Annotated in this window: 35 protein-coding genes and 1 pseudogene; 14 read left to right on the top strand and 22 right to left on the bottom strand. The window is 70.4% G+C overall.

What is annotated here, in order from left to right:
* Genes pcaC through pcaH form a run of 5 tightly spaced genes read right to left on the bottom strand, consistent with a single transcriptional unit; the run spans nucleotide 1 to nucleotide 3,533 of the window.
* Entirely contained in the window at nucleotides 1-381 is a 381-nt protein-coding gene (pcaC, locus tag ABT008_RS26600) for a 4-carboxymuconolactone decarboxylase (protein WP_350699464.1), read from the bottom strand.
* Complete coding sequence (pcaD, locus tag ABT008_RS26595; protein WP_350699462.1) at nucleotides 381-1,142, bottom strand: 3-oxoadipate enol-lactonase; 762 nt, start codon at nucleotides 1,140-1,142, stop codon at nucleotides 381-383. The genes pcaC and pcaD overlap by 1 nt, the downstream gene beginning before the upstream one ends.
* Nucleotides 1,126-2,277 (bottom strand): lyase family protein, encoded by a 1,152-nt coding sequence (locus ABT008_RS26590; protein ID WP_350699461.1) that lies wholly within the window; start codon nucleotides 2,275-2,277, stop codon nucleotides 1,126-1,128. The genes pcaD and ABT008_RS26590 overlap by 17 nt, the downstream gene beginning before the upstream one ends.
* Entirely contained in the window at nucleotides 2,270-2,824 is a 555-nt protein-coding gene (pcaG, locus tag ABT008_RS26585; RefSeq protein ID WP_350699460.1) for a protocatechuate 3,4-dioxygenase subunit alpha, read from the bottom strand. The genes ABT008_RS26590 and pcaG overlap by 8 nt, the downstream gene beginning before the upstream one ends.
* The gene (pcaH, locus tag ABT008_RS26580; protein WP_350699459.1) at nucleotides 2,814-3,533 is read right to left on the bottom strand and encodes a protocatechuate 3,4-dioxygenase subunit beta; all 720 of its coding nucleotides are present in this window, start codon (nucleotides 3,531-3,533) and stop codon (nucleotides 2,814-2,816) included. The genes pcaG and pcaH overlap by 11 nt, the downstream gene beginning before the upstream one ends.
* Before the next feature lie 257 nt (nucleotides 3,534-3,790).
* On the opposite strand from pcaH, the gene ABT008_RS26575 reads away from it, so the two are divergent.
* From ABT008_RS26575 to ABT008_RS26565, 3 genes are all read left to right on the top strand, one after another.
* On the top strand, nucleotides 3,791-4,624 hold the full coding sequence (locus ABT008_RS26575; protein WP_350699458.1) for a CoA transferase subunit A: 834 nt from the start codon (nucleotides 3,791-3,793) through the stop codon (nucleotides 4,622-4,624).
* Complete coding sequence (locus ABT008_RS26570) at nucleotides 4,621-5,430, top strand: CoA-transferase subunit beta (protein WP_350699457.1); 810 nt, start codon at nucleotides 4,621-4,623, stop codon at nucleotides 5,428-5,430. The genes ABT008_RS26575 and ABT008_RS26570 overlap by 4 nt, the downstream gene beginning before the upstream one ends.
* A gap of 97 nt (nucleotides 5,431-5,527) precedes the next feature.
* Nucleotides 5,528-6,328 (top strand): IclR family transcriptional regulator domain-containing protein, encoded by an 801-nt coding sequence (locus tag ABT008_RS26565; protein ID WP_350699456.1) that lies wholly within the window; start codon nucleotides 5,528-5,530, stop codon nucleotides 6,326-6,328.
* Nucleotides 6,329-6,345: 17 nt separating this feature from the next.
* Here ABT008_RS26565 and rph read toward each other — a convergent pair whose 3' ends face one another.
* Entirely contained in the window at nucleotides 6,346-8,937 is a 2,592-nt protein-coding gene (rph, locus tag ABT008_RS26560) for a rifamycin-inactivating phosphotransferase (protein WP_350699455.1), read from the bottom strand.
* A gap of 261 nt (nucleotides 8,938-9,198) precedes the next feature.
* On the bottom strand, nucleotides 9,199-9,873 hold the full coding sequence (locus ABT008_RS26555) for a nucleotidyltransferase domain-containing protein (protein ID WP_350699454.1): 675 nt from the start codon (nucleotides 9,871-9,873) through the stop codon (nucleotides 9,199-9,201).
* Nucleotides 9,874-9,997: 124 nt separating this feature from the next.
* Here ABT008_RS26555 and ABT008_RS26550 point away from each other — a divergent pair, with 124 nt between their 5' ends.
* A complete protein-coding gene (locus ABT008_RS26550) occupies nucleotides 9,998-10,468 on the top strand; it encodes a hemerythrin domain-containing protein (protein WP_350699453.1) in 471 nt (156 codons plus the stop codon).
* Nucleotides 10,469-10,562: 94 nt separating this feature from the next.
* Nucleotides 10,563-11,228 carry a hypothetical protein gene (locus ABT008_RS26545; protein WP_350699452.1) on the top strand — a complete coding sequence of 222 codons (666 nt, stop codon included), beginning with the start codon at nucleotides 10,563-10,565 and terminating at the stop codon, nucleotides 11,226-11,228.
* A 7-nt stretch (nucleotides 11,229-11,235) separates the two neighbouring features.
* On the opposite strand, the gene ABT008_RS26540 is transcribed toward ABT008_RS26545, so the two are convergent.
* From ABT008_RS26540 to ABT008_RS26525, 4 genes are all read right to left on the bottom strand, one after another.
* Complete coding sequence (locus ABT008_RS26540) at nucleotides 11,236-11,745, bottom strand: YcxB family protein (RefSeq protein ID WP_350699451.1); 510 nt, start codon at nucleotides 11,743-11,745, stop codon at nucleotides 11,236-11,238.
* A gap of 46 nt (nucleotides 11,746-11,791) precedes the next feature.
* Nucleotides 11,792-12,403, bottom strand: a complete 612-nt coding sequence (locus tag ABT008_RS26535) for a YdeI/OmpD-associated family protein (protein ID WP_350699449.1) — start codon at nucleotides 12,401-12,403, stop codon at nucleotides 11,792-11,794.
* Nucleotides 12,404-12,494: 91 nt separating this feature from the next.
* A complete protein-coding gene (locus ABT008_RS26530; protein ID WP_350699447.1) occupies nucleotides 12,495-12,740 on the bottom strand; it encodes a GNAT family N-acetyltransferase in 246 nt (81 codons plus the stop codon).
* A gap of 111 nt (nucleotides 12,741-12,851) precedes the next feature.
* Entirely contained in the window at nucleotides 12,852-13,502 is a 651-nt protein-coding gene (locus tag ABT008_RS26525; RefSeq protein ID WP_350699445.1) for an MOSC domain-containing protein, read from the bottom strand.
* A gap of 179 nt (nucleotides 13,503-13,681) precedes the next feature.
* On the opposite strand from ABT008_RS26525, the gene ABT008_RS26520 reads away from it, so the two are divergent.
* Nucleotides 13,682-14,074: a nuclear transport factor 2 family protein gene (locus ABT008_RS26520; protein WP_350699443.1), complete on the top strand. Its 393-nt coding sequence runs from the start codon at nucleotides 13,682-13,684 to the stop codon at nucleotides 14,072-14,074.
* Nucleotides 14,075-14,085: 11 nt separating this feature from the next.
* Here ABT008_RS26520 and ABT008_RS26515 read toward each other — a convergent pair whose 3' ends face one another.
* Genes ABT008_RS26515 through ABT008_RS26505 form a run of 3 tightly spaced genes read right to left on the bottom strand, consistent with a single transcriptional unit; the run spans nucleotide 14,086 to nucleotide 15,972 of the window.
* Nucleotides 14,086-14,580: a DinB family protein gene (locus ABT008_RS26515; protein ID WP_350699441.1), complete on the bottom strand. Its 495-nt coding sequence runs from the start codon at nucleotides 14,578-14,580 to the stop codon at nucleotides 14,086-14,088.
* A 10-nt stretch (nucleotides 14,581-14,590) separates the two neighbouring features.
* On the bottom strand, nucleotides 14,591-15,628 hold the full coding sequence (locus tag ABT008_RS26510) for a hypothetical protein (RefSeq protein WP_350699440.1): 1,038 nt from the start codon (nucleotides 15,626-15,628) through the stop codon (nucleotides 14,591-14,593).
* Complete coding sequence (locus ABT008_RS26505; protein ID WP_350699439.1) at nucleotides 15,625-15,972, bottom strand: PadR family transcriptional regulator; 348 nt, start codon at nucleotides 15,970-15,972, stop codon at nucleotides 15,625-15,627. The genes ABT008_RS26510 and ABT008_RS26505 overlap by 4 nt, the downstream gene beginning before the upstream one ends.
* Nucleotides 15,973-16,034: 62 nt before the next feature.
* Here ABT008_RS26505 and ABT008_RS26500 point away from each other — a divergent pair, with 62 nt between their 5' ends.
* The gene (locus ABT008_RS26500; protein ID WP_350699437.1) at nucleotides 16,035-16,235 is read left to right on the top strand and encodes a hypothetical protein; all 201 of its coding nucleotides are present in this window, start codon (nucleotides 16,035-16,037) and stop codon (nucleotides 16,233-16,235) included.
* 10 nt (nucleotides 16,236-16,245) lie between these two features.
* Nucleotides 16,246-16,389 (top strand): annotated as a pseudogene (locus tag ABT008_RS26495) (CPCC family cysteine-rich protein); the annotation flags it as partial.
* Between the two features lie 35 nt (nucleotides 16,390-16,424).
* On the opposite strand, the gene ABT008_RS26490 reads toward ABT008_RS26495, so the two are convergent.
* Both ABT008_RS26490 and ABT008_RS26485 read right to left on the bottom strand, forming a co-directional pair.
* Complete coding sequence (locus ABT008_RS26490; RefSeq protein WP_350699435.1) at nucleotides 16,425-16,970, bottom strand: SUKH-4 family immunity protein; 546 nt, start codon at nucleotides 16,968-16,970, stop codon at nucleotides 16,425-16,427.
* A gap of 35 nt (nucleotides 16,971-17,005) precedes the next feature.
* Nucleotides 17,006-17,593 (bottom strand): GIY-YIG nuclease family protein, encoded by a 588-nt coding sequence (locus ABT008_RS26485; RefSeq protein ID WP_350699434.1) that lies wholly within the window; start codon nucleotides 17,591-17,593, stop codon nucleotides 17,006-17,008.
* Nucleotides 17,594-17,769: 176 nt separating this feature from the next.
* Between ABT008_RS26485 and ABT008_RS26480 the strand changes: the two genes are divergently transcribed.
* Nucleotides 17,770-18,291, top strand: a complete 522-nt coding sequence (locus tag ABT008_RS26480) for a hypothetical protein (protein ID WP_350699432.1) — start codon at nucleotides 17,770-17,772, stop codon at nucleotides 18,289-18,291.
* Nucleotides 18,292-18,344: 53 nt separating this feature from the next.
* Here ABT008_RS26480 and ABT008_RS26475 read toward each other — a convergent pair whose 3' ends face one another.
* Both ABT008_RS26475 and ABT008_RS26470 read right to left on the bottom strand, forming a co-directional pair.
* On the bottom strand, nucleotides 18,345-19,061 hold the full coding sequence (locus tag ABT008_RS26475) for an SDR family NAD(P)-dependent oxidoreductase (RefSeq protein WP_350699430.1): 717 nt from the start codon (nucleotides 19,059-19,061) through the stop codon (nucleotides 18,345-18,347).
* Between the two features lie 57 nt (nucleotides 19,062-19,118).
* Nucleotides 19,119-19,526 (bottom strand): nitroreductase family deazaflavin-dependent oxidoreductase, encoded by a 408-nt coding sequence (locus tag ABT008_RS26470; RefSeq protein WP_350699428.1) that lies wholly within the window; start codon nucleotides 19,524-19,526, stop codon nucleotides 19,119-19,121.
* A gap of 352 nt (nucleotides 19,527-19,878) precedes the next feature.
* On the opposite strand from ABT008_RS26470, the gene ABT008_RS26465 reads away from it, so the two are divergent.
* Nucleotides 19,879-20,403 (top strand): YfbM family protein, encoded by a 525-nt coding sequence (locus tag ABT008_RS26465; protein WP_350699524.1) that lies wholly within the window; start codon nucleotides 19,879-19,881, stop codon nucleotides 20,401-20,403.
* A gap of 40 nt (nucleotides 20,404-20,443) precedes the next feature.
* Here the strand turns inward: ABT008_RS26465 and ABT008_RS26460 are convergent, their stop codons facing one another.
* On the bottom strand, nucleotides 20,444-21,040 hold the full coding sequence (locus ABT008_RS26460; RefSeq protein ID WP_350699427.1) for a GNAT family N-acetyltransferase: 597 nt from the start codon (nucleotides 21,038-21,040) through the stop codon (nucleotides 20,444-20,446).
* A gap of 124 nt (nucleotides 21,041-21,164) precedes the next feature.
* On the opposite strand from ABT008_RS26460, the gene ABT008_RS26455 reads away from it, so the two are divergent.
* Together ABT008_RS26455 and ABT008_RS26450 are read left to right on the top strand one after the other, a co-directional pair.
* On the top strand, nucleotides 21,165-21,884 hold the full coding sequence (locus ABT008_RS26455; RefSeq protein ID WP_350699426.1) for a GNAT family N-acetyltransferase: 720 nt from the start codon (nucleotides 21,165-21,167) through the stop codon (nucleotides 21,882-21,884).
* Nucleotides 21,885-21,933: 49 nt separating this feature from the next.
* The gene (locus tag ABT008_RS26450; RefSeq protein WP_350699425.1) at nucleotides 21,934-22,479 is read left to right on the top strand and encodes a hypothetical protein; all 546 of its coding nucleotides are present in this window, start codon (nucleotides 21,934-21,936) and stop codon (nucleotides 22,477-22,479) included.
* Nucleotides 22,480-22,672: 193 nt separating this feature from the next.
* Here the strand turns inward: ABT008_RS26450 and ABT008_RS26445 are convergent, their stop codons facing one another.
* The 3 genes from ABT008_RS26445 to ABT008_RS26435 all read right to left on the bottom strand — a co-directional run bounded on the left by ABT008_RS26445 (nucleotide 22,673) and on the right by ABT008_RS26435 (nucleotide 24,063).
* Nucleotides 22,673-23,182 (bottom strand): PspC domain-containing protein, encoded by a 510-nt coding sequence (locus tag ABT008_RS26445; protein WP_350699423.1) that lies wholly within the window; start codon nucleotides 23,180-23,182, stop codon nucleotides 22,673-22,675.
* Nucleotides 23,183-23,197: 15 nt separating this feature from the next.
* Nucleotides 23,198-23,521 carry a PadR family transcriptional regulator gene (locus tag ABT008_RS26440; RefSeq protein ID WP_350699421.1) on the bottom strand — a complete coding sequence of 108 codons (324 nt, stop codon included), beginning with the start codon at nucleotides 23,519-23,521 and terminating at the stop codon, nucleotides 23,198-23,200.
* 143 nt (nucleotides 23,522-23,664) lie between these two features.
* Nucleotides 23,665-24,063, bottom strand: a complete 399-nt coding sequence (locus ABT008_RS26435; protein WP_350699420.1) for a VOC family protein — start codon at nucleotides 24,061-24,063, stop codon at nucleotides 23,665-23,667.
* A gap of 47 nt (nucleotides 24,064-24,110) precedes the next feature.
* Between ABT008_RS26435 and ABT008_RS26430 the strand changes: the two genes are divergently transcribed.
* Both ABT008_RS26430 and ABT008_RS26425 read left to right on the top strand, forming a co-directional pair.
* On the top strand, nucleotides 24,111-24,266 hold the full coding sequence (locus ABT008_RS26430) for a hypothetical protein (RefSeq protein ID WP_350699419.1): 156 nt from the start codon (nucleotides 24,111-24,113) through the stop codon (nucleotides 24,264-24,266).
* A gap of 69 nt (nucleotides 24,267-24,335) precedes the next feature.
* A complete protein-coding gene (locus tag ABT008_RS26425) occupies nucleotides 24,336-24,689 on the top strand; it encodes a nuclear transport factor 2 family protein (RefSeq protein WP_350699418.1) in 354 nt (117 codons plus the stop codon).
* Nucleotides 24,690-24,747: the final 58 nt, after the last annotated feature.

The following is a 24,747-nucleotide window of genomic DNA, read 5'->3' as shown; positions in this document are numbered from 1 at the left end:
CTAGCCGGTGCCGGCCTCCTCCCGCAGCACCCGCGCGGCGACGCCGAACGCCGCGTTCGCGGCCGGTACACCGCAGTAGACGGCGCACTGCAGCAACACCTCTTTGATCTCCTCGGGGGTGAGGCCGTTGCGCAGCGCCGCCCGGACGTGCATCGCCAACTCGCCGAGATGACCGTGGGCGACCAGCGCGGTGAGCGTGATGCAGCTACGGGTACGGCGGTCCAGGCCCGGTCGGGTCCAGATCTCGCCCCAGGCATACCGGGTGATCAGGTTCTGAAAGTCGGCGGTGAACTCGTCGGTCTCGGCGACGGCCCGGTCCACGTGCGCGTCGCCGAGCACCTCCCGCCGGACTGCCATCCCCTGCACGCGGCGTTCGTCCATCACTCCTCCAGAAAGTGTTCGGCCAGCAGGTCGGTCACCCGCACGGGCTGCTCCAGGTTGGCCAGATGCGCCGCGCGGTCCAGGACCGCCAGCCGTGCTCCGGGCACGGCGTCGGCGATGACGTGGGCGTCGCGGGGCGGGGTGGCCGGGTCGTCCGCACCGGCGACCACCAGAGTGGGCGCGGTGATCGTCGGCAGCAGCGGGCGCAGGTCCATCGCGGCGATGGCTTCGCAGCAGGCCGCGTACCCCTCGCTGTCACCGGCGGTCAGGTCCGCGACGAGTGGTGCCACCACCTCGGGATGACGGTCGGCGAAGCCGGCGGTGAACCACCGACCGAGCAGGACGTCGGTCAGGCTCGCGGTGCCATGCGCCCGGACCTGGGCGGCCCGGGCCAGCCAGGCGTCGGCGGGCGGCAGATGGGCGGCCGTGCAGAGCAGGGCGAGCCGGTCGACCCGCGCCGGGCGGTGCGCGGCCAGCCACATGCCGACCATGCCGCCGAGCGAGAGACCCGCGTAGTGCACACGGCCCAGGTCGAGGTGGTCGAGCAGGTCGACCACGTCCGCGCCCAGGTCGGCGAGGCCGGTCGGCCCGATGGCGGTGGGCGACCGTCCGTGCCCACGGTGGTCGAAGGTCACCACCCGCATCCGCTGGGACAACGCGGCGACCTGGGGACGCCACATCGCTCGGGTGGTGCCGAGCGAGCCGCCCAGGACGAGCACGGGAGCGTCGGCAGGCCCGGTGACCTCATGGGCGAGCGGCACGGTACGCCTCCAACGCGTCGTCGATGAGCTGCCCGGCTGCTGCCGGTACGCCGGGCGGGTCGGTGGCCGCCGTACCGCCGGCCTGTCCGGCCACCGTGGCGCGCATCCGCGCGGCGTCGACCCGCAGCGAGTCGACGGCGGTCCGCGCGTGTCGCGCCGCCGCCGCGGTCAGCCGCAGCAGCGAGGTGACGGCCGGCCACTCGGCCTGCCAGCGCCCGGCGGAGCGTTGCAACTCGACCGGTTGGCTCGCCAGGATGGTGGCGACCATGCCCGGCGCCTGGTGCGCGCAGGCGATGACCAGCGTGCTGAGGGCGGGGTTGCGTTTGTGCGGCATCGCCGAGGAACCGCCGGGCGAGCCCTCGGTCACCTCGGCCACCTCGTTCTGCGCGAGCAAGACCACGGCGGTGGCGATGGTGGCGAGCGCACCGCAGACCGCGCCCAGCGCGGTACCGAGGTCGACCACGGGGCCGCGTCGGGTGTGCCACGGCAGGGCCGGCACCGGCAGCTCCAGGATCTCGCCGAGCGCGGTGGCCATCCGGGGGCCGTGCGTACCGAGCGCGTCGTGGGCACCGACCGCACCGCCGTATTGCAGGGGCAGTCGGTCGTGTGCCCGGGCGAGGCCGCTGGCGGCCTCCGTCACCCCGGCCAGCCAGCCCGCGCAGACCAGGCCGAAGCTGGTCGGCACGGCCTGTTGGAGCAGCGTTCGCCCGATCTGGACGGTGTTCCGGTGGTGGTCGGCGAGCGCGGCGAGCCGGTCACCGAGCGCCCACAGGTCGTCCAGGAGCGGACCGAGGCACCGGCGGGAGACCAGCACCAAGGTGGTGTCCATGACGTCCTGGCTGGTCGCGCCGAGGTGCACCAGAGGGCGAGTGGTTTCCGGCACCCGGGCCCGCAACTGCGCCACCAGGGGTACGACCGGCGAGGCCGAGGCGACCGCCAGCCGGCTCAGGTCGGCGACGTCGTACCGCTCCGGTCGGCAGGCGGCGGTGATCTCGGCGGCGCGATCGGGCGGTATCAGCCCGATGGCCGCCCCGGCCAGAGCCAGGGCGGCCTCGACGCGGAGCATCTCTTGCAGCCACGCCCGGGAGTCGGTGGCGCAGACCGCGTCCGGCGTGGAGAACAGGGCGTCAAACATCGAAGAAGACGGTCTCGGGCTCGCCCCGGAGCCGGATGTCGAAGACGTATCCGTCGGCGGCGGTGGCCGCGATCAGGGTGGCCCGGCGGGCCGGGTCGGGCAGCGCGGTGAGCACCGGATCGGCGGCGTTGGCCGGCTCGTCGGGGAAGTACAGCCGGGTGACGAGACGGTCGAGCAGACCTCGGCCGAAGATGGAGACGTTGATGTGTGGCGCCTCGGTGCCACCGTCCGGAGTCGGCAGCGGCCCCGGCTTGACCGTACGGATCCGGTAGACACCGTTGGCGTCGGTGGGGCAGCGGCCGAACCCTCGGAAGCCGTACACCGGGCCGCGCGGATCGTCCGGATGCGCGAACCTGCCGTCGGAGTCCGCCTGCCACGTCTCGACCAGGGCGTCCGGCACCGGCGCGCCGTCACCGTCGACGATCCGTCCGCTGATCACGATCGCTCCGGCCGCCGTTGCCGGCACCACGTCCGGCCCGTCGGGCCAGGGCAGACCGATGTGCAGGAACGGACCGACGGTCTGCGACGCGGTCAGCTCAGTCCTCATGCGGTTCCTCCATCGGGGTCGCCGCGCGGCCACGCAGCACGACGTCGAACTCGTACGCGAGGGCCCAGTGCGGCACGGTGGCGTCCAGGTCGAACCGGGATATCAACCGCTGCCGCGCCTTCTCGTCGGGGATCGAGTTGGCGATCGGGTCGAGCGGGATGAGCGGGTCGTCCGGGAAGTACATCTGCGTGACCAGCCGCTGGGTGAACGCCCGGCCGAACAGCGAGAGATGGATGTGCGCCGGCCGCCACGCGTTGTGGTGGTTGCCCCAGGGGTAGGCACCTGGCCGGATGGTGACGAAACGGTAGCGGCCCGCCTCGTCGGTGAGTGTCCGCCCCACTCCGGTGAAGTGCGGATCCAGCGGCGCCGCCCAGTTGTCCCGGGCGTGGCGGTAGCGCCCGGCCGCGTTCGCCTGCCAGATCTCCACGAGCGTGTGCGGCACCGGACGGCCGTCGCCGTCGAGCACCCGGCCCTGCACGATGATCCGCTGACCCTGCGGCTCTCCTCCGGCGGCGAGGGTGAGATCGGCGTCGGCCTCGCTCACCCGTTCCTCGCCCAGCAACGGGCCGGTCACCTCGGTCAGGTTGTGCGGGAGCAGCACCAGTGGCTGGGTCGGTGCCCGCAACAGGGTGGAGCCGTAACCGGGACTGGCCAGCGGTGGGTGCAGACCGCGGGGACGCTCGTAGGAGGGCAGCTCCAAAGAACTCATCAGCCGATTCCTTCCAGGACGACGGCGAGACCCTGACCGACACCGACGCGGATGGCTGCTGGTGCTTTATCCGCACGATCGTTCTCAAAGGGAACGTACGAGTCTTCTCATGTTTGGTCAATGACTGACCCACTTCGGCGGTGGTGCATCGCCCTGGCGTGCTCACTCCCCGGCACGCAGGTTTGACGGTCGCTGTTGGTGAGTCGTACGGTAGGCGCAGAGCGAACTAATGTTCATATAGCGCACAGGGGGCTTGGGTGGGGGAGATCGCGAGTCTGCGTGATGCTGTCGCGGCCTTGGTTCACGACGGCGACGTCGTGGCGTTGGAAGGGTTCACCCATCTCATCCCGGTGGCCGCCGGTCACGAGATCATCCGCCAGCGCCGCCGCGACCTCACCCTGGTGCGGATGACGCCGGACATCGTCTACGACCAGATGATCGGTGCCGGCTGTGCCCGCAAGCTGATCTTCTCCTGGGCGGGAAACCCCGGGGTGGGATCGCTGCACCGGTTCCGCGACGCGGTACAGAGCGGCTGGCCGGCACCGTTGGAGATCGAGGAGCACAGCCACGCCGGCATGGCGAATCGCTACGTGGCCGGCGCGTCCGGGCTTCCGTTCGCGGTGCTGCGGGGCTACTCGGGCACCGACCTCGTCGGACTCACCGACACCATCAAGCCGATCACCTGCCCGTTCACCGGGGAGACCCTGACCGCGGTGCCGGCGCTGAACCCGGACGTCGGCATCGTGCACGCGCAACGGGCGGACCGCTCCGGCAATGTCCAGTTCTGGGGCATCACCGGAGTGCACAAGGAGGTGGTCCTCGCCTCCACCCGCGCACTGGTCACCGTGGAGAAGATCGTCGACCGGCTCGAGGACCGCCCGGGCGCGGTTGTCCTCCCGCACTGGGCGGTCACCATGGTGGCCGAGGTGCCGGGTGGTGCGCACCCCTCCTACGCCCACGGCCACAGCGACCGGGACAACGACTTCTACGTCGCCTGGGACGCCGTCAGCCGCAACCGCGAGACCTTCCAGAGCTGGCTCGACGACAACCTGTACGGGACGACCAGCATGGACGGAGGTCTGCCGAGATGACCCTGGAAGCTGCCGCACAGCCCTCGTCGACGCCCCTCGCCTGGACCGGCGAGGAGATGATGATCGTCGCCGCGGCCCGAGCGCTGCACGACGGCGCCCGCTGCTTCGTCGGCATCGGCCGCCCCAGCGTCGCGGCCAACCTGGCACGCCGCGTGCACGCTCCCCACCTGGTGTTGGTCTACGAGTCCGGCACCATCGGTGCGAAGCCCACCCACCTGCCGCTGTCGATCGGCGACGGCGTGCTGGCCGAGACCGCGGACACGGTGGTCTCGGTGCCGGAGATGTTCAACTACTGGCTCCAGCCCGGCCGCATCGACGTCGGTTTCCTCGGTGCGGCCCAGATCGACCGGTACGGCAACATCAACACGACGGTGATCGGCACCGACTACCACCGCCCGAAGGTGCGACTGCCGGGCGCCGGCGGCGCGCCCGAGATCGCCGCCTCGTGCCGCGAGGTGTTCGTCGTCGCGCGCCACAACCGGCGTGCGTTCGTCGAACGCGTCGACTTCGTCACCTCGGTCGGTCACGGTCAGGGGCCCGGTGACCGGGAGCGACTCAACCTGCGCGGGCGTGGACCCGTACGTGTGATCACCGACCTCGGCGTGCTGGAACCCGATCCGGTCACCCGTGAACTGACCCTCACCCAACTGCACCAGGGGGTCACCGTCGAGCAGGTGCGCGCCGAGACGGGGTGGGAGCTGCGCGTGGCCGACTCCCTGGAGCCCGTGCCGGCGCCGACGCCGGTCGAACTCGCGACGCTGCGCGAACTGCAGACGACGGCTGGACCGGGCGCCGACCAGGGCTGACCGTGGGGCGGCGCACGCGACCATCAGGTACGGCGGTTGACCGGCACGCCCCCGGCTACGCTGATCCGGATCAGCAGGACTGCATGGAAGGCCATCGATGACCGACTCCGCCCGCGAGCCGCACTTCGTGCAGTCCCTGGAACGTGGGCTGGCGGTCATCCGCGCCTTCGACGCCGCACATCCCGAGTTGACGCTGAGCGAGGTGGCCCGGGCCTGCGACCTCACCCGGGCCGCCGCCCGACGCTTCCTGCTCACCCTCACCGATCTCGGCTACGTCCAGAGCGACGGCCGGATGTTCCGGCTCAGCCCCCAGATCCTGGAACTGGGTTACGCGTACCTGTCCAGCATCGGCCTGCCGGAGATCGCGCAACCACACCTGCAACGGCTGGTCCAGGAGGTACACGAGTCCTCCTCCGTCTGCGTGCTCGACGGCGACGCCGTCGTCTACGTCGCCCGAGTGCCGACCAGCCGGATCATGACGGTGTCGATCACCGTCGGCACCCGCTTCCCGGCCTACCTGACCTCGGTCGGCCGAGTCCTGCTGGCCCACCTGCCAGAACAGGAGCTCGAACTGCATCTCAAGCGTGTCCCCTTCGCACGGCCCACCTCCCGCACCATCGCCTCCGCCACGATGCTCCGCAACGAGCTGACCCGGATTCGCGACCAGGGATACGCCATCGTCGACCAGGAGCTGGAAGAGGGATTGCGCTCGGTGGCCGCACCGATCCGGGACCGCAACGGAAGTGTGGTCGCAGCGGTCAACATCCCGGCACACGCCAGCCGCAACTCCATCGAGTCGATCCGACGCGACCTGATACCGCCGCTGGTGGCCGCCGCGTCCCGCATCGAGGCCGACCTTCGCCTGCTACCACCGCAGGCCGGCACCGCTCGCGGCTGAGTCGGCGGCGGTCGGCGTCAGGGCAGGATCTCGACGTAGCCGTCGGTGCCGTGCACCCGGATCCGCTGCCCGTCCCGGATCAGCCGGGTGGCCCCCTCGACGCTGACCACGGCCGGCAGGCCGTACTCGCGGGCGATCACCGCGCCGTGGGTCATCAGACCGCCCACCTCCGTCACCAGACCCGCGACGCCGAGGAACAGCGGCGACCAACTGGGATCGGTGTAGGCGGTGACCAGGATGTCTCCCGGTGCGAGGTCGGCCTGCCCGAGGTCCAGGACGACCCGGGCGCGCCCCTCGACGGTCCCGGTGGAAACCGGCAGGCCGACCAGGGCACCGGCCGGCACGTCGTCGCGCCGGTACGCCCCGCTCAGGGCCTCACCGTCGGAGGTGAGCACCCGGGGCGGAGTGAGCGCGTGGTACGACCGGAACGCCTCCCTGCGCTGCCGGATCAGCCCGGCGTCCACCCGGCGCGTCCGTGTCACCTCGTGGAACTCCCCGAACGTGAGGAAGAAGACGTCCTCCGCCTCGGCGAGCACCCCGGCCCGCACCAGGCGCTCGGCCTCGCCCAGCAGGGCCTGCTTGTAGACGAGGTAGCGGCTGACGATGTCGTACTTCGGGTACTCCCGGTACCCGACGAAGGTGCGGACCCGGTCGATCATCCGCTTGGTCTCGGCGGCCTTGTCCTCCCCGTCGGGCAGGGCCAGCAACCGGGACAGGATCTCCTGCTCCTTCTCCCGCGCCTGCTGCCGCCCGTTCGCCACGCGTCGCCCGGCCTCGCCCGCAGCGAAGTTGCGGACGTTGTCCAACAGCACCGGCAACAGGGTGCTCGGACGCTCACGCCACCGTGGCCGGGTGATGTCGATCTCGCCGACGCCCCGCATCCCGTACCGCTCCAGGTACGCCTCGATCGCGTCGCGTGCCTCGCCGCCGCCCGCGACCTCGGGCAGCCGATCCAGGAAGCCGTCGTCGTCGACACCCTTTAGGAACGCCACCACCTGCGGGTACGGGCGGATGGCGTCCGCGACGTCGAGCAGCGCCAGGCCCATCTCCGAGGTGACGTTGTCGGGTACGGACAGCGTGAGCGTGTCGGCGGCGTTCTTCTCACCCAGCCACTCCCACAACCGGTCGTTGAGCCACCAGGTGGCCTCCATCCCCGCCATGATCGCCTGCCCGCTCAACGGGTCGGCGAGGACACGCTTGTGCTCCTCGAAGGCCGCCAGCAGGAAATCGAACAGCTCGGGCCCGGTCTTCGGCGCGATGTCCCGCCGCAGCGCCGCGATCGACGCCTGGCTGCGCTCGACCAGCTCGGCGACGACGGCCGGGTCGGTCGGGATCGGGGCGGGCGCTGCGCCGGCCGATGGAGCGGCGACAGCGGCGTCCGGCGGCGTCGGGACGAAGTCGCCCCGGTCCAGGACGGTCTGCAACGCGTCCCGGGTCAACGGGTCGGACCTGCCGATCATGTCCAGGAACGCGGCGCGGCCCGGACCGGCCAACAACCGGATCGCGTCGACGAACAGCCGGCCACCGGCCTCGATCATCGGGGCCATGGCCGTGCGCTGCCACACCGAGATGCCCAACGGCTTCATCGGGTCGGTCATCATCTGCTGGTGACCCACCGAGACGTAGACGTGGTTACCGCTGTCGTCGCGGTCGGGAACGGGGAACAACGTGGTGATCGGTCGGCTCTGCACGACATGCAACCGGTCGTCGGCCAGGCACCACTCGATGTCCTGCGGCCGACCGAAATGCGCCTCGATCCGCCGCCCGAGCTGCACCAGCGCCACGACCTGCGGGTCCGTCAGCGCCGGCTGCGCACGCCGTGCCGCGTCGACCGTCACCTGCGCGGTCCCGCCGGTCGGTAGGGCCTGCACGGCGAACTGCTTCGCGGCGACCGACCTGCCGACGACCTCGCCGGCGCGTACCCGGTAGACGTCCGGGGTCACCAGCCCGGCGACCAGGGCCTCACCGAGACCGAAGCCGGCGTCCACCGTGGCGACGGTCCGGTCGCCGCTGACCGGGTCGGCGGTGAACAGGACGCCGGACGCCTGCGGGAAGACCATCTGCTGCACCACCACCGCCATCCGCACCGACCGGTGGTCGATGCCGTTGCGTCGGCGGTAGGCCACGGCCCGCTCGGTGAACAGCGACGCCCAACAGCGCCGGACGTGCGCCAGGACCGCCGACGGTCCCACCACGTTCAGGTACGTGTCCTGCTGCCCGGCGAACGACGCCGACGGCAGGTCCTCGGCCGTCGCGCTGGACCGCACCGCGTAGGCGGTCTGCTCCCCGTACCACGCCAGGGCGCCGGTGATCGCGGCCGTGACCTCGGCCGGGACGCTGACCCCTTCGATGATCCGGCGGATCCGCGCGCTGTGCGTGCCGATCACCTCCCGGTCGTCCGCCGCCGGGTCCGCCAGATCGTCGAGCAGCGTGCCGACCGGTGCGTACGCCATGATCCGCTGGAAGGCGTCCGTGGTCACGCAGAACCCGGCCGGCACCCAGACGCCGTCGATGCGGGACAACTCGCCCAGGTGCGCGCCCTTGCCGCCGACCATCGCGATCTGCGTCGCGTCGACCTCCTGAAGATCCACCACGTACTGCTCGGTCATCGCGACACCTCCGACACCGTCGGGCACCCCGGCCCGACCTCCCCGTGACTGCCGCCAGTCGACATCAACACCCGCACGTCTGCCCCCGTTTCCGCAGCTTGTGGGCTCGGCCGGCCGATTCTGCGGCATACCCGGGGCCTTGCCGCAAGCCCCCCGGTGCGCTATATCTTTAAGAAGGGCAGGGAGAGATCTCCTTGCCCTTCGTCGTCGGCAGGGCCGGTAATCGGGCGGCCTCGGCGGCCCACGACGGCACCTCGACGGTCATCGCAGGTTCCTCTCCCGGACGGCGGTGAGCAGACGGTCCACGGCCGTCCGGTCGGGCTGCTCCGGCAGCGCGGTGGCGACGGCCGCGTCGGCGAGGGCGGCCTGCAGGTCGGCGGCCCAGGCGGTGACCGACTCCCAGGCCAGATCACCGCGCCGCACCGCGAGGAGTTCCTCACGCAGATGCCGCACGTCGACCAGCACCTCACCGGTACGCAGAACGTGCGCCCCGGCGACCAGTAGCCGGATCATGTGCATGGCCTGCTTGTGGTTCGTCTGGCCGGTCCGCTCCCGCCGTGCCGTCACCCGGTCGAGCTGGTCCCGGGCATAGTTGCCGTAGGTCTCCGCCACCCGCCGCGACAGGAACGCCCGCCGCGTCGCCAGCAACGCCTCCCCGTCGACCGTGATCGCCTCGATCAGCGGGGACCAGAGCACCTCCAACACCGTCGGATTGCCCTGCAGCGCCAGGACACAGAACCGCTCGATCTCCCAGGAGAACTGCTCCTCGGCCGGTCCGTCCAGGTGGGTGGGCGGCTTGTCCAGCTGCCAGAACGCACGCGTGGGTGCCACGAACACCCCACGCCGGTCATGGTCGGAGTCCGGGCCGTGCAGCCCGTACGCCCGCGACCCGACCACGACCGCGAGGACGGTGTGCCGTGCGACAAGATCGATCACGACGGCAGGCTACCCATGAACTATGCTCCGGTGAGCGTCGCGTGCCGGTGGCAGACCGTGTCAGGCATGGAGGCGCCCTACCGAGGGAGGCCGACGGTGTTCACGTCGCATCCTTCGTCTTCGCGTGACTGAGCGCGAGACGACCAGGCTCGTCGCCTGGAGCTACGAGCTTCGCCAGGTCCACACCCGCCTCCGTGAGGCGCTCGACCTCGTCCGCACCGCAGTCGCCGACGGGACATCCGGCGAGGCGGCCACCCGTGACCTGCTGCTGTACTGCCACGGGTTCTGCGCTGCCCTCGACGGACACCATCGGGGCGAGGACGCCACCCTGTTTCCGGCGATCGAGGCGGCCCACCCGGAGCTGGCGCCCGTGCTGCGCTATCTCCGCCAGGATCATTCGATGATCGCGCACCTGCTCGGCGGCCTGCAGGCCGCCATCGACCGGGCCGCGCCGGTCGCCGAGCTTGATCGTCACCTGGAGGGTGTCGCCGCGATCATGGAGAGCCATTTCCGGTACGAGGAGCGACAGTTGCTCCAGGTGCTCGAAACGCTCTCCCTGGACGCCTCACCCGACGAGGTCCTGGGTCCCCTCTGAGCCCGCGACAGGGAAACTCCGTGGCCGGGTGGCGGCTGCTGCAACGACAATGCTCGACGCGAGGCCGGACGGCGGGTATCGGAGGTTATGGGGCGTGGGTCGACGGTTGGGCGGACACCCCTGGCGGGTGCTGGTCAGTACGGTCCGGCTCGGGCACCAGCAGCACCGCGTGGTGCGCCCGGCGAGGGTGCCGGGCTCCGCCGGCCTCTACGAGGGCCGTCTCGGCGCCCAGTTCTGCCTCGACGCGCCCACCGCGACGATGTTCGCCCTGGCCTGGGGCCTGGCCGCCCGATCGCCGTACACGATTGTCTTTCTCCCGCTGCGCCGCACCGGCTCGCGCGACGATCGCGGATGGGGACGTCCGCTCGACCTCATACTGGTGCACCACCGGCTCGCGTTCCCGCCGTCACGCTGGAAACAAGTCCGTACGCGGCTGGGCCCGGGACGGCCGCACACCGTGGACCTGCCCGCCGGTGCGTGGCCCTCGCTGTCGACCGCCGAGCATAGGCGGGGCTGGCATCAGGAGTTCCGCGATCATCTGCGGTGGGACATTGCCGCCGAGACGTTGGTGCTCACCGGCAGCCGCGCAGCGTTCGAGCGGGAGGCCGAGCAGGTACGCGCCCTGGCCGAGGAATGCCCGGCGCATCAAGCCCGCGTACCCGGGACGCACTGCTGCGCCGAGATCGGCATGGGCAGACTCCGGTGGCATCCCGACCGGCGTCGACCCTACGCCGAACTCCACGCCCAGTATTCCGGGTAGCGCCGGATCAGCGCCGGTGCGCATCGTCCTCAAGTAGCCCACGGGCGGCCATGAAGGCTCGCAGCGTCTCGGCGTCCCCGGCGGACATCAACCGGCGGGGGATCACCGTCGCCGGCATCCGGTCGACGTACACGACCCAGAACTCCGGGGTGTCCTTCACCCGCGAGACACCCGCCCAGGCGATGCCACCGGACTCCGAGCCGCTGCGCATCATGATGTTCTCGTCGGTGATGTCGTAGCTACCGTCCACGGCGTAGCCGCCGGAGCGGCGCCGGGCCCGCCACTGCACCCACGGCCAGTACAGCATCGCCAGCAGACCACCGATGGCCATCGCCATCCACAACGGCGTGATCTGCTCGCCCCACGACGACCCCCGCGTCACCACCAGACCGATCACGCCGACCGTCAGCAGCACCGCGCCGACGGAGGCGTACCTGCGCAGTTGGTCACGGCTCATCGCGGCGGCCACGCGGCCGGGGTAGGCGGGATCGGCGGGGATGTCGAAACGGATGTGCACGCCGCAACGATAGTGCGCCCGGCCGTCCGCCACCGGCAGCAGGCGCTCAGGCGGACGCCGACTGCGGCGGCTTGGCCTTCTGCGGGTAGAACGTCTCGTGCCGGGCCAACATCGCGACGAACTCGACGATCTTCCGCTCCCGGGTCCGGGCCTGCTTCACCGCGTTGAGGCGGTGCACGAACGCGTACCGGTTGGTCTTGGTGAGCACGTCGAACATGGCCTGGGCGGCGGGCTCGGCGGCGATCGCGGCGAGAAGATCCTCGGGCACCTCGGCCTCCGAGGACGGGGCGTACGCGGCGGCCCACCGCCCGTCCGCCTTCGCGGCCTCCACGGCGGCACGCCCGGCGGGCAGCATCCGCCCCTGCTCCTCCAGCCGCGCGACGTGCGACACGTTGCGTTGGGACCAGATGCTGCGCGGCCGGCGCGGAGTGAACCGGATGCAGGAGCTCTCCTCGTCCCGCTTCTTGGCCTGCCCGTCGATCCAGCCGAAGCACAGGGCCTCGTCGACCGCCTGCTGCCAGGTCAGGGTGGTGACCGTGCCACCCTTCTTGGTCAGGGCGAGCCAGACACCGGGCGACGTGGCGTGGTTGGCCGACAACCACGCGCGTAGCTCCTCGGCGTCCGCCACGATCAACTCATCCAGCTCAGCGCTCGCCATGTCAGTAGGCTAGCCCTTTCGCCGGAGTGGCACCGTCACCTACCGTCGCCTCGGGCCGGCCGGCACCGCCGCGTGCAATCGTGGCGGCGGCTCACCGCGCCTCACCGGTCAGCGTCTTGCGCATCTGTTGCGTGACCACCCGGTAGCCCGAACTCTGATAGAGCCGCCGTGCGCGGTCGTTGTCACCGAACATGTTCAGTTCGAGGGCCGCGATGCCGTGCCGGCGGACGACGTCCTCGCCGGCCGCCACCTGCTCGTCGGCGTAGGCGCGGACGAGGCCGGAGTACCACTGGTTTAACTCCATCTCGGTCATGCTCCGGACGGTCAGCTCAGACATGGAAGTGATGCTGGCACATGGCCGCTGGAGACAGCGACCCTGTATCCCGCCTCGGCTGGTGGGGCGGGACCGGCCAGCGCGAGTCCGCCGAGGCCCGCGGCATCCCGAACGTCACGCCCGCCCGCTCAGGACGTCCCGGAGGTCGTCGGGCAGGCCGTCGATCGCCAGTAGCGTGGGCACCAGTTCCGGCTCGGTCATGTAGGCGCGGAAGGCGTCCGCGATCGTCACGCCGTGGGCCGGCCGGTCCGTCACGGTCACCGCATCACCGGCACGGACCTCACCGGGCTCCAGGACGCGCAGGTAGGCGCCGGGGCGGTTCTCACGGGTGAACGTCTTGAGCCAGTGGGGCTCTGCCATCTTGGCCTGGAACGTGACGCACGGGATGCGACCGAAGGTCGGTTGCAGCACGAGGCCGTCGCCGATGAGCCACCTCTCGCCGATCACCGCGCCGTTCACGTCGACGTCGACCGTCGTGAGGTTCTCGCCGAAGATCCCGCCGGGCAGCACCCGGCCGAGTCGCGCCTCCCACCAGTCGTAGTCCTCGCGGGCGTACGCGTACACGGCCTGGTCGTCACCACCGTGATGCGCGATGTCGAAGATCTGGTCGCCAATCAGTCCACTGTGCAGTCCGGTGGTCTTCGGCCCGGGGGCGCGGACCGTCACGGGACCGTCAACCGGTTGCTTGTTGATTCCGGTGATGCCGACCCGTTTGGCGGTGCTGCGCTCCGGCACGGCCAGGTTGACAGAGAGGATTCTGCCCATGGGCTGCAACCTATCGGCTGCCCGGGTCTCACCGCGCCGGATATTTCTCGCGTACGCGTCGAGGTCGCCGCACTGCCCACGACGGGCGTCGCCGGTCATGTGTCGCGATCCTCAGGACGGACCCGGGTGTCGGGCGAACATCGCCGCCGACGGCCCGGCCGAGTGGCAAGCTGAGATCCGTGGACAGGAAACAGGTGACCGGTTGGCTCGCGGCCTACGAGCAGGCGTGGCGGACGCCGGGGACGGACGTACTCGCCACGATCTTCACGGCACAGGCGAGCTACCAGCAGGGTCCGTACCGGAAGCCGGTCGTCGGCCTGCCGGCCATTGCCGCGATGTGGGAGGGCGAGCGGACCGGCCCCGACGAGATGTTCCACATGGCCAGCGAGATCGTCGCCGTGGAGGGCGACACCGCGGTGGCGCGGCTGGAGGTCCGCTACGGCGACCGGGTCCCCCAGGAGTACCGCGATTTGTGGATCATGCGTTTCGCCGAGGACGGTCGCTGCGTCGCGTTCGAGGAGTGGCCCTTCTGGCCGACGCAGTCGACCGCCGACCCGGCCGCCGAGAGCTGACCGAGGGCTGCTCAGCGTCCGGTGACGCCGTCGACGAGTTCCCGCAGGATGTCGGCGTGCCCGGCGTGCCGCACGGTCTCGCTCGTCATGTGGGCCAGCACCCAGCGCAGGGTGCGCGGCCCGTCGTCCACCGGCTGGGCGGTGCGGCTGTCGATGCCGTCCGCCGCGCGGATGTGTGCGTCGCTCTCGGCGATCGCGCGGCGGTAGTCGTCGACGATCTGCGCCCCGGTGAGGTCCGGGTCGACCGCCATGTCGAAGTCGACGTCGGCATGGCGATTGTCGCCGGCCAGGGTGTACCCGAACCAGTACCGTTCGGCGTCGGTCAGGTGCCGGACCAGTCCCAGTAGCGTCGTGTCGGAGACGACCAGGCGGCGTCGTAGCTGTTGGTCGTCCAGACCGTCGACCTTCTTGAGGACGCAGGACCGGGCGAAGGCGAGGAAGGCCAGCGCCGTGTCCAGCTCGCCGCCGTCGTTGAGGGGGACACCTTCGCGTTGCGACTCCAGCATGGATCCGACCCTACGTCGAGGCGGCGACCGGCGGGAGTCGGCGCAGCGCGCGCAGGGCCAGCACGGCGAGGGGTACGCCCACTGCCAGGACGGCGAGGACCTCCACGGACGCGATCGTGGTGAGTGCGGTGCGCTGGATCTGGTGGTGGTAGTCGGGCAGGGTCGCGGCCCGCAGGATGACGGTGGCCGCGGCGAGCAGGGTGAGCGCCAGTGACCACGGCAGCGCACGGGCGGGACGACGCGGTCCGCGTACGGTCAGGTGGACGGCGATGGCGACGGTGACCGCGGCGCAGGACAGGCCCGGCCAGTCCAGTAGTCGTAGCGCGGGTTCGACCGCCTGGAGGGTGAACAGCGGTACGGGAACCAGGAGGATGCCGATCGGCAGGGCGAGCAGCCACGGTCGGCGCGACACCGGTGGGGCGCCCTGGTGGAAGGCCGTCATGCCCAGGAGCAGCAGCACGTCGACGAACCGCATCGCCCACGGTGAGACGGACAGTGGGGTGTCTCCGGCGGCCTGGGTCACGACGGTGGTGATCACGGGAGGCACCACGGCGATCAGGGCGATGGCCTGGGCCACGCGCCGCTGCCCGAGGACCAGCGCGAGGTAGGCGGGCAGCCAGGCGTAGCCGGCGAGATTCCAGGTGGTGAGCCAGACGCTCGACGACGTGGCGGGTGTCCAGTCGGATGCCGGTGCGGGCAGCCAGGCGATCTTCCCGGCGAGCCAGAGCGTGACGCCGATGCCGGCGGTGACCATGACGGCGTGGGTCAGCATCGTCATCAGGGTCGCCAGGCGCACGGCCTGACCCCAGGCGTACGAGCGGGGTGACGCGTCCGCGCCGCCGAGGCGCAGCCGGACGGCCAGGGACACGATGCTGGCGACCTCCGACAGGCTCGGCCGTCCGTAGTCGGCCAGGTACTCGGTGGTCTCGGGGTCGCCGGTGTCCATGCTGTCCAGGAAGGCGGCGACCATGTCGTCCTCCCACTCCTGCCGGTACGCGGTGGGCAGCAGCCGCAGGACGCGCCGGTAGCGCTCCTCCAGCCGGCTCACGTGGACGTCCCTGTGATCGGGTTGCGCCGGTCACGCAGCCGGGTCGAGGCGAGGCGCGCGTTGGCGGCGAGCCGCTGGGCCTCCGCGTCGAGGGCCTCGCGGCCGGGCTCGGTCAGCCGGTAGTACCGGCGCAGTCGTCCCTGCCATGCCTCCTCGCGGTCCAACTCGACCAGGCCGTCGCCGACCAGCCGCTCCAGTGCCCCGTACAGCGAGCCGATCTTCAGCTGCACCCGTCCCTGAGACAGTTCGGCGACCTCCGCGACGATCCCGTAGCCGTGACGGGGGGCGTCCAGCAGTGCGGTGAGGATGAAAAAGGCCGGTTCGGTCATCGCCCGAGAACTCATCCACCCAATATAGTGGCAGACAAGATATGATGGGAACAGGAATCGACGATGCGGGAGTGGTCATGGGCGACGGTGACGCGGCAGACGCCGGAGACCTCGGCGGACCGGACTTCGCTCCGGTGGTGCCAGCGGTGGAGAGCAGCGCCTACGGCGCCCCGCCCGTTCATCGGGCGACCATCGTCCTCGGCCCCGGATATCAAGGTCACGTCATCCTGACCCGGACCCCACCGCAGCCCGACCCCGACCCCGACCCGCCTGCCTGACACCTCCGAAGTGCACGCTGAGCGGGGGAGCCGTCACCCCTGTGTGTGCTGCGGACACCGGTCGCTCTCGGCGCCACCGGGATCCCACGAACTCTGCCCGCTGTGCGGGTGGGAGGACGACTTCCATCAGCGGCGATGGCCGTACCGGACCGGCGGTGCCGGCCGCACAGCGTCACGAGCCGGCGGCCATCACTCGAACTGCGACTCGAGGTCGTTCAACAGGAGCGTCCACGGGGTCTGTCCGTACCCGGCCGTGGGGTCGCGGGCGAGCAGGGACGCCCGGATGCCGGCCATGCCCTCGGCGAGGGTCTCGGCATCGAGTAGTCCCTGCTCGTCGAGGTCGTCCAGGCGGGAGATCGTCGATCGCAGCACGCCGAGGAAGTAGAGCAGTGCGGCGATGTCGGAGTTGATCACACGGGTGTGGTGCGCTGCCGCAGCGGCGAACTCGAACGCCTGCTCGGACGACAACTCGACGGCGAGGCAGATGTGCGAGTGGTCGGCGGTGACGACGAGGAACTGGAGCTGCCCTTGGCGTATTGGGTCAGGGAGGTGGCCACCCTCGGGGAAATAGACGTTGAGCACCTCGACCGTGGGTAGGCCGACCTCGGTGAGGAATCTGCGGGTACCCGGTGGTATCGCAGCCGGGACCAGCGCGGGGACGATCGGTGCGAGCCGGCCCTCCCACGCCTGGCGGACCTCTGCGTCGGTGATGCCGCTGTGTGCGTGGCCGCTCATGTCGCTGCCCCGCTCATTCGTCGACCGCCTGCCGGTCAGGGGGCCTGCGCGGGCTGGTCCGGCTGGCTGCTGGCGTGGTACGCGTTCTTGGCGGCGACCACGGCCGCCTGAAGGTGCTCCGGGCCGACGCCGTGAACGTTGAGCGGCGGGTGCAGACGCCGGACGAGTTCCGCCTCGATGGTCGTGGGCTCCGGGTCCTCGGCCCAGGTCAACCGCAGGTGCGCGGTCATCCACGCGGTCAGCCGTGCCTCGTCCTCCGGGACCAGGACGACCCGGTCGGTCCACGTCGTCCGGTATTCCTCCGCCACCAACAGCCCGGCCAGCGTACGGCGCAGCGTCGAGCTGCCCGACCGCCGCAGATGGTTGCGCAGGATCCGGCCCCGCAGGCTGGTCGCCCGTCCGAGATACAGCATCCGCAGCGACGGGACGTGCTCGTTCGGCGGCCCGGGGAGATCGGGCAGGACCAGCGGGTCGGCCCACCAGGCGTAGACGCCGCTGCCCCGACTGAGCCGCTTGGTCGCGACATCGAGCTCGACCGGTACGCCGGAGAGCAGCCGCAGGGCCGCCTCGACTCGTTCTTCGTCGGAGGGGAGGTCGTCGGGTCGTACCTGGGGAACGGTCATCGAGACCATCCTAGGTCCCGGGCCGATCGTGGTCGGCGCCGCCAGCCTCGACCCGGGGTCAGCCGGCAGCCGTCCGGTGCAGCCACTGCTCGGGGTCCTGGCCCGCGACGAAACCCAGATAGTCGCTGGCCGCCGGAGGGGTTTCGGCGGTCGGTGGCAACGGGTAGCGGCTATCCATGGATCGCAATCTGGCCAAGGCCCTCCAGGTGGCGTGGGAGCTGCCGGAGTTCCGGGACGGGCTGCGTCATCTGGTCGATCTCGATGAGGTGACGCACCTGCTGGCGAGGTTGTCCGTGGCGGACCAGGATCATGAGGTGGAACGCAGCCTGTTGCAACTGCTGCGTACCGGCCTGGACACGACCGAGATCCGGGAAGCGGTGTTGCTGCTGCTGGAGAAGGGCGAGGTGCGTCGCCCTCTCGTCGCAGCGGTGCAACCGCTGGTCAGGCAACCGGGTCAGGCGGCGGCCATCGCGTCGGCGGCCGAGGACCCCACGGTGCGACGCGAGGTGCGCGCGGCCCTGGACAGCGCCCGGGTGCGTGAGCTGATCTGGCAGGCGATCGACGACCAGAAGAGCAACAACCGGTTCGGACTGATCCGTCGGGCGGCGGTGCTGTTCGTCGGGCACGCCAGCGTCCGGCGCCTCACCTGGGCCCTGCGCCGGCACGGCGTACTCCGGGAACTACGCCGCGACTCGTGACCGACGGTGCCTGTCCTGCGCGAGGTCTCGGCCACGGCAGCAAGGATGGGTTTTCAGGAGTGTGGACCGGTCACCTGCTCGAAGCGGAACTCGCGGATGAAACAGTCACGCGGCTGCGCCACGGCGAAGAGGACGCAGTCGACGACCGACTGTGCGGTCAGGTCGCTGTCCGCCCGCCGGGGCCCGTCCTGGACGAAGTCCGGTGGGAACAGGGAGATCACTCGGATCCCCTCGGGGCGAAGTCGGTGCGACAGGATCTCGGCGAATCCGGCGTGGGCGTGCTTGGCCGCGTAGAACGCGGGATGCGCGCCCGACCGGTGCTGGCCCACCTCGCCACACGCGGAGATCATGTTGACGACGTCGGGCCGTGCCGACGCGCGTAGCAGCGGCAACAGGTGCTTGGTCAGCAGCACGGTGCCGGTCCCGCCGGCGGCCATCACGCTCTCGATCGTGTCGTCGTCGGCGTCTGCCAGGTCGTCACCGTGGATGTAGGGGGCACCGTTGTTGACGAGCACGTCGAGGTGGCTCGTCCGGTCGGCCAGGGCAGCGGCGAATCTCCGCACCGAGTCCGGCGTGGCGAGGTCGCAGTGAAAGGCCTCGGCCCGGCCTGCTCCTCGCCGGTTGATCGCCTCCGCGACACGTTGTGCCGCCTCCACGTCGCGGGCCGAGAGGAAGACCTGAGCACCGCGTGCGGCGAACGCCTCGGCGAGAAGCCTGCCCGTGTCACGTGCCGCGCCGGTGATGGCGACGCGCGTACCGCCAAGATCCATGGCCGCCAGTGAAGCACCTCAACTTAGGTTGAGGTCAAGGAGCGGTGTCGTGTCCGCCTACGGCGTAGGCTCCAGGACGATGACCGGGATCTGGCGGGTGGTCTTGCGCTCGTAGTCGGCGAAGCCCGGGTAGGCGGCCTTCTGCGCGCTCCAGATCTGCTCCCGTTCGTCTCCCTCGGCGACCCGGGCGACCAACCCGACCGTGTCCGTGCCGATCTCCGCCCGGACCTGCGGATGCGCGACCAGGTTGTGGTACCAGTCGGGATTGGTGGGAGCCCCGCCCTTGGATGCGAACACGGCGTAACCGCCGTCCAGCTTCTGGTACATCATCGGGCTCACGCGCGTCTGGCCACTCTTGGCGCCCACCGTGTGCAACAACAGCAGCGGTGCGCCCGCGAACTGACCACCCACCTGCCCACCGTTGGCGCGAAACTCGGCGATGATCTTCTCGTTCCAGTCGCTCATGGATCCCCCTCGCCCCCGTGCATCGGCTCCGTGACCACGATTCTGTCAGTCCTGGCGGTCGATGACACGGCGACGCCGGTGAGCGGCGGCGGCCTGTCGTCCGCAGGCTGGTCGTCTCACCCCGTCGGACGAGCGCGCGGGCAGGTGAGTCCCGGGATGATCGGCTGGGAACACAGGGTGCACCACAATGCCGGTACCGTCTCGTGGGCTGTGGCCCGGAAGACTGTGGGAGCGGCGTCGGCGGTCTGTGTCGGCGTCCGGGTGAAGTACCGCAGGGTCCACCCGTCCCGCTCAGGCTGCGTCCCGCCGCGAGGGTGCTGTCACAGGCGGCACCTAGGGTGGCGCCGTGAGCATGAACGGCAACTGGCTGCGGGTTTCTCCGGACGAGCTGGAGCGGGCAAAGGCCGACCTCGCCTGGGCCTACGACATCGCCAGGACAGCGCGGGACGACGACTCCGACCGTTGGGCCACCACCGACAAGGCGTGGCATGGCCTCGACTTCCTCCTCGACCGGTTGGGCTTCGAGATTCCGCTGGTGCTGGGCGCAGAGGAGTTCGTGGAGTCGCCGGATGTCGAACCCGACAGTGAGGAGATGCTCGACTTCCTGGACAACCTGGAAGACGACTGGGGTTACGGGCCGCCCTCGTATCTGACCCCGGACCAGGTGGCGGCTGCTGCCTCGACCCTGGACACGCTGACCGAGGACGACCTCGTCCGAGGCGTCGACCCGCAGGAGCTGAACCGGGCGGAGGTCTACCCCGGCATCTGGGAGCGTCCCGGCACGCTGGAGTGGGCGGCCCACTTCCTGCCGGACGCCCGCAGCTTCTTTGCCGCAGCCGCCAAGGACGGTGATGCGGTGATCTGCTGGCTCGACTGACTCACGGCTGACGACGCCGGCTGCCGGGGTGGTGGTAGATCTACCCCACGGTGCCGGTGTCTGTACGCAGTCGCGCATGCACGTGCACATCGTGCCACCCGTCGGCGTGCCGCAGGTGACCGCGCAGGGTGCCCTCGATGCCGAAGGCGACCTTCTGCGCGACCCGACACGACGCCGAGTTGGCCACCGAGTGGACCAGGAAGATCCGGTGCATCCGCAGGGTGCCGAACGCCCACGATGTCAGCGCCTGGACCGCACCCACGGCGATACCTGTTCCGCGAGCAGCGGGCAGGACCCAGTACGAAAGCTCCGCCGACGCCTGCGACAGCAGGATCGTGCGGAGGCCGACCTGACCGACGACGTGATCATCACTGCCGCGGGTCACAGCCCAGCTCGCATTGGACTCGTCCGCCCACTGTCGGGTCCAGTCCGCGATCCACTCCTGCGCCTCGTCGTCGCTGTCCATTCGGCGCATGTGCCACCGTTGAATGGCGGGACAGGCGAACGCCGCCCGTACCGTGGCGGCGTCCGTGTCGCGCCACGGCCGTAGGACCATGCCCTCACCGGCGTCGAGGCGGGGCTGTCCGGTGTCGCGGAGGAGGCCTGCGGGCAGAGCGGGGCCGACAAGGCGGGGCATGGGTCCATCCTCGTCGATCAGGAATCGCCGCGCGCCGACCGCGATCAGGCTTCTCGGAGTACGAACGGCGTGCCGGTGGTGAACTCGGTGGCGTGAACGTCGGGCCAGGCGTGAGGATGCGGTGATGTTGCGCGTTCCGCTGCTCGTCCGGGCTCGGGATGTCTGGCACGAGATGGCCGGCGTTCCGATCACGTTCCCCGCTGACGGCGGCGTCGAGATAGCGGTCTCGGCCGGATCGCGGCTCTGCCCACCCGGCTGGATCGGGATCGTCGGGCTGGGCGATGCCGGCATCGTCACGGTGCCGGCCGACAGCAGGGCCGGGACCGTACGGGAGAGGCTGCGCGTCGTACCCGTGAAGGTGTTGACCGACCTTGACCGGCTGCGCGCCGTCCTGCCGGTCGCCGAGGTGCTGGGCCCGGCGAGCCTGGCCTATCTCGACGAGGACGAGTTCCGGCCGGCCGGACTCGGTACCGTGGAGGTGGCCTCCGGTGGGCATGACGACCTGGCCGAGCTTCTGTCCGCTGCCCCAGTGAACGACGCCGACGAATGCGGGTTGGCCGACATCACCTCTCGCGCGTTCGTGGTGCGTCGCGGGAGCCGCCCAGTCGCGGCGGCCGGTTACCGTCGCTGGCCGGGGACTGCGGCCCACATGTGCGTCCTCACTCTCCCGAATCATCGTGGGCGAGGGCTGGCTCGTGCCGTCGCCTCGGCGGCAGTCGCGGACGCTCTGCACCACCGTCTGCTGCCTCAGTGGCGGGCGCGACCGGAGCCGTCGCGCCGGGTGGCGCAGGCGTTGGGATTCCGTCAGCTCGGCGTTCAGCTCAGCATCCGGGTCGCCGCCTGAGCCTCGCCGCGGCACCGCCGACGTTCCTGCACCCCACTAACCTGACGGTGTGGATATCGAGACGCGTCTACGGCGAATTCGTGGCTGGCTGTGGGTCGTGGTGGTGGGACTATTCCTCAGCGGGGTGACCGCGTTCCCGCTCGAAATCGAGGTGCGTTGGCTGCTGCGGGCGGCCGACCCCTTCGCCGACCAGCTTCCGGCACTGGTCGGCTGGATCGAGCGGGTCCACGTGGGGCTGGTCGAGACCGGCGAGCGCCATCCGTTCATGCGATACGGGACCGACTGGCTCGCGTTCGCCCACCTGGTGCTCGCGGTGGCGTTCTGGGGACCGCTGCGCGACCCGGTGCGAAACGTCTGGGTGGTGCAACTCGGCATGATCGCCTGCGTCGGGATCGTGCCGCTGGCGTTGATCTGTGGGCCGCTGCGGGAGATCCCGTGGTTCTGGACCGTGGTGGACCTGTCCTTCGCGGTCGGGGCGTTCCCGCCGCTGTGGATCGCGTACCGGCACATCCGGGCGATCGAGGCGCAGCAGGGTGGCCCGCCCGGCACGGCCCGCTGGTGGGCGCCCGACGCCTCGGGCTCGGCCCGGAACTGAGGCCGCCGGGCGCTGCCTGCCTTGACCGTCTGCCGCATGTGCGTACGGCGCATCGGCGGCGGTCCCTCCGATAGCCGGTACGCCGAGGTGCCGGTCAGTACAGGGTGGGGCGGAGCCGGAAGCTCACGGTCTTCTCCACCGCTTCGGGGACCTCTGCCGGTAGAGGATCAGTTCGTCGCGGACGCCCGGCGGCTCAGGGGTATCGCGGGGCGTCCCGTCGGCGCTCATACTCGGCGACTGTCGGGACGACGGGGAGCACGAGCATCAGGACCAGGTACGCCACGGCGAGTAGTCCGCCGGTGAACAGGGTCAGCAGCAGCACGACGGTGCGTACCCAGTCGACGCGGAACTCGCCGTACGCCGCGATGCCGAGACAGACGCCGCCGAACCACTTGCCTTCGTTGATCCGGCACCAGAATCGGCCACGCGGCCTGCCCTCGGCGGGCGGTGGCGCGGGGCGTGCCGGGCTCACCGGCCCGAACTCGGCCAGGATGGCTGCCATCCGGGCGCTGGTCACCGGGCCGTCGCCCGTGTGGGTGCTCAACCGGTCACCGATCGCGGACTCGAGATCTCGGACGATCTCGTCGGCGTCCGGGTCGCCGCGCAGCGCGCGGTGCGCCTCGTCGAGGTACAGCCGCAGGGCGTCGCGTGCGTCAGGGGTGGCGGGAAAGGCCGCAGTGTGCCCGGTAAGGCGGATGACCACCGAATCGTCCATGGGTCAGCGTCCGATCGTGTCGATCATGTGGGTCAGCTCGTCCCAGTGCTCGCGGAACGCGGCGAGTTGGTCTCTGCCGGCATCTGTCAGAGAGAAGTACTTCCGGGGCGGTCCGGCCGGCGACTCGTGCCACTCGTGGTGGACGAGTCCGTCTCGCCGGAGCTTGCTCAGCAGCGGATAGAGCGTGCCTTCCTGGGCGGGGAAGCCCGCCTCCTGAAGCGCGGCGAGGATCTCCGCCGCGTACCGCTGCCGGGTCTCGACGGCGGCCAGGACGAGTGGCTCGAGCAGGCCGCGCCGCAACGCCACGAGCTTGGGATTGGTCTGCATGCAAGCTACCTTGCCACGACAAGGTACCTGGCGGCAAGGTAGTGCGAGTGGATGCTGGCTCGCCGGTTCGGGGAGTGGTGCCGGTGATCCGGAGCTATGGGGCGCCGGACCCCGCCGGTCAGAAGAGGGTGAACGCCCAGCGGTCAGACATCGGATTCGAGGGCGAAGGTGTTGCCGTCCGGATCCTGAAACCACGCGATGCGTCCACCGCCGGCCCGAGCGGTGATTCCCTTGGCGTCATGGTCGAGGCCGTCATACCGGATGAAATCGACGCCGGACGAGACGAGCTCGCCGACGACTCGGTCGATGTCGTCGACGTACCATGTCGCCAGTGTCGCCGGACTCTTTCCAGCAGTGACCGACTGGTACACATTCAGGGCCGCCACGCCGCCGGCACCATAGACGCGGCTGCCGTCGGCGATATTCGCGCTGGGGCCCGACTGCAATGCCTGTAGGCCGAGTTTGCCTTCATAGAACGCGACCGCCCGTTGAATGTCGGACACGGCGATCGACGTCCTGAGGTGATGCTCGCTCAACGGCATGAATCACTGTCGCACACGCAGGCGGGTCAGCGGGGCGGACTGATCTCGTGACGAGACCTACTCAGGCGGCGTGCTCTCTGTCGGCGGACGAACTGAGTTCGTACATCGAGGCCGTCGGTCTCCGCGAGGTGTGCCGCCTGGTGCGACGGGCGCAGGGCAAGGAACGCGACGACCAGGCGATCATGCTGGCCCGAGCACTCTGAGTCCTTCCCATCCTTCTGCCGCGAGCGAACCCGCTTGTCCTGTTGCGGCGCGCTGCGGAGGATCGGTGGATGGATCTCCTCACCGCGGAACGGCGACTCCAAGCCGCCCAGCGCGCCGCCGATGTCGAGTCCCTCGACGCGCTACTGCACCCGCAGGTCGTGGGTGCCGGACCGGACGGCGCGGTCTTCACGAAGGAAGACGACCTGGCGAGCTACCGCTCCGGTGCACTGCGAATCACCAGCCTGGTGGAGGAGTCGCTCGACGTCCAGGAAGACGGTCAGACCGGGGTGACTCGCATGGTCGCTGCGGTGGATGCCGTTCAGGGCGGTGCCGTGATGTCCGCGCGGCTGCGCTACACCCGACTCTGGGTGCGTGAGGATGGCGACTGGCGGGTGTTGGCCGCCACCTTCGTACCGGTCTAGTACTTGGCTCCGGTGGCACCTGGATCAGGTTGTTGCACATGCCGTAGCGGCATGTGGT

Origin of the sequence: Micromonospora sp. NPDC002389 (assembly GCF_040296095.1) — a bacterium.
In the GTDB taxonomy this organism is placed as follows: domain Bacteria; phylum Actinomycetota; class Actinomycetes; order Mycobacteriales; family Micromonosporaceae; genus Micromonospora.
The sequence above is the reverse complement of the archived record's forward strand: the minus strand, read 5'-3'. Positions and strand labels throughout refer to the sequence as shown.

Excerpts from the sequence above, each read along its gene's own strand:
- pcaC (WP_350699464.1), bottom strand. The coding sequence starts at position 381 with ATGGACGAACGCCGCGTGCAGGGGATGGCAGTCCGGCGGGAGGTGCTC.
- ABT008_RS26590 (WP_350699461.1), bottom strand. The coding sequence starts at position 2,277 with ATGTTTGACGCCCTGTTCTCCACGCCGGACGCGGTCTGCGCCACCGAC.
- pcaG (WP_350699460.1), bottom strand. The coding sequence starts at position 2,824 with ATGAGGACTGAGCTGACCGCGTCGCAGACCGTCGGTCCGTTCCTGCAC.
- pcaH (WP_350699459.1), bottom strand. The coding sequence starts at position 3,533 with ATGAGTTCTTTGGAGCTGCCCTCCTACGAGCGTCCCCGCGGTCTGCAC.
- ABT008_RS26570 (WP_350699457.1), top strand. The coding sequence starts at position 4,621 with ATGACCCTGGAAGCTGCCGCACAGCCCTCGTCGACGCCCCTCGCCTGG.
- ABT008_RS26565 (WP_350699456.1), top strand. The coding sequence starts at position 5,528 with ATGACCGACTCCGCCCGCGAGCCGCACTTCGTGCAGTCCCTGGAACGT.
- rph (WP_350699455.1), bottom strand. The coding sequence starts at position 8,937 with ATGACCGAGCAGTACGTGGTGGATCTTCAGGAGGTCGACGCGACGCAG.
- ABT008_RS26535 (WP_350699449.1), bottom strand. The coding sequence starts at position 12,403 with ATGGCGAGCGCTGAGCTGGATGAGTTGATCGTGGCGGACGCCGAGGAG.
- ABT008_RS26530 (WP_350699447.1), bottom strand. The coding sequence starts at position 12,740 with ATGTCTGAGCTGACCGTCCGGAGCATGACCGAGATGGAGTTAAACCAG.
- ABT008_RS26525 (WP_350699445.1), bottom strand. The coding sequence starts at position 13,502 with ATGGGCAGAATCCTCTCTGTCAACCTGGCCGTGCCGGAGCGCAGCACC.
- ABT008_RS26515 (WP_350699441.1), bottom strand. The coding sequence starts at position 14,580 with ATGCTGGAGTCGCAACGCGAAGGTGTCCCCCTCAACGACGGCGGCGAG.
- ABT008_RS26505 (WP_350699439.1), bottom strand. The coding sequence starts at position 15,972 with ATGAGTTCTCGGGCGATGACCGAACCGGCCTTTTTCATCCTCACCGCA.
- ABT008_RS26500 (WP_350699437.1), top strand. The coding sequence starts at position 16,035 with ATGGGCGACGGTGACGCGGCAGACGCCGGAGACCTCGGCGGACCGGAC.
- ABT008_RS26490 (WP_350699435.1), bottom strand. The coding sequence starts at position 16,970 with ATGAGCGGCCACGCACACAGCGGCATCACCGACGCAGAGGTCCGCCAG.
- ABT008_RS26485 (WP_350699434.1), bottom strand. The coding sequence starts at position 17,593 with ATGACCGTTCCCCAGGTACGACCCGACGACCTCCCCTCCGACGAAGAA.
- ABT008_RS26480 (WP_350699432.1), top strand. The coding sequence starts at position 17,770 with ATGGATCGCAATCTGGCCAAGGCCCTCCAGGTGGCGTGGGAGCTGCCG.
- ABT008_RS26475 (WP_350699430.1), bottom strand. The coding sequence starts at position 19,061 with ATGGATCTTGGCGGTACGCGCGTCGCCATCACCGGCGCGGCACGTGAC.
- ABT008_RS26470 (WP_350699428.1), bottom strand. The coding sequence starts at position 19,526 with ATGAGCGACTGGAACGAGAAGATCATCGCCGAGTTTCGCGCCAACGGT.
- ABT008_RS26465 (WP_350699524.1), top strand. The coding sequence starts at position 19,879 with ATGAACGGCAACTGGCTGCGGGTTTCTCCGGACGAGCTGGAGCGGGCA.
- ABT008_RS26460 (WP_350699427.1), bottom strand. The coding sequence starts at position 21,040 with ATGCCCCGCCTTGTCGGCCCCGCTCTGCCCGCAGGCCTCCTCCGCGAC.
- ABT008_RS26455 (WP_350699426.1), top strand. The coding sequence starts at position 21,165 with ATGTTGCGCGTTCCGCTGCTCGTCCGGGCTCGGGATGTCTGGCACGAG.
- ABT008_RS26440 (WP_350699421.1), bottom strand. The coding sequence starts at position 23,521 with ATGCAGACCAATCCCAAGCTCGTGGCGTTGCGGCGCGGCCTGCTCGAG.
- ABT008_RS26435 (WP_350699420.1), bottom strand. The coding sequence starts at position 24,063 with ATGCCGTTGAGCGAGCATCACCTCAGGACGTCGATCGCCGTGTCCGAC.
- ABT008_RS26425 (WP_350699418.1), top strand. The coding sequence starts at position 24,336 with ATGGATCTCCTCACCGCGGAACGGCGACTCCAAGCCGCCCAGCGCGCC.